The following is a 503-nucleotide window of genomic DNA, read 5'->3' as shown; positions in this document are numbered from 1 at the left end:
GATCGTTTTCGCGACCGCCCTCGGAGGGGTTTTCGCCTTAGTCTATGCTTGGGCGCACGGGCGTCTGTCGGACCTTAGCCCCCTGGCAACCGCTGGGGCGATTGCGGTCCTCGGCTATGTTTCTGTGACCTTGGTCCCGGGGCTGAAATACGCCGCCAACCCGCCTGCTGTCGGCAGCCCAGAGACGATCGGCATGCGCACTGGGCTGTACTTTCTGATGCTCGCAATCTCTATCGCCGGGATGGTGGCGGCGGTGGTTGTGGCGCGGCGCGTGACGGACCACCGGCTTGGCTGGCTGGCGGGCGGGGCAACCTACGCGGGTATCGTCGTTCTCGCGGCGCTGATCCTGCCTGCGGTGAGAGAGGTTCCTGCCGATTTTCCGGCGGAGGTGCTGCAGCAGTTCCGTACTGTCTCGCTGCTCCTCAACGCAATTCTGTGGGGCGGAACCGGACTGATCTTCGGCTGGCTGGTCGGGCGCGGAACCCCTTCATCGATGCTATCGA

At 64.6% G+C, this 503-nt stretch carries 1 protein-coding gene; it reads left to right on the top strand.

The genetic code is table 11. The features are described 5' to 3' along the window. Position 1: 1 nt before the first annotated feature. Positions 2–503: CbtA family protein (locus tag CK240_RS18095; RefSeq protein WP_240517586.1), on the top strand; the 502-nt coding region annotated here is incomplete at its 3' end.

The sequence above is a fragment of the Paracoccus salipaludis genome, from assembly GCF_002287065.1.
Taxonomy (GTDB): Bacteria; Pseudomonadota; Alphaproteobacteria; order Rhodobacterales; family Rhodobacteraceae; genus Paracoccus; species Paracoccus salipaludis.
Note: the sequence above shows the minus strand (reverse complement) of the source record. Positions and strands in the feature narration are given on the sequence as shown.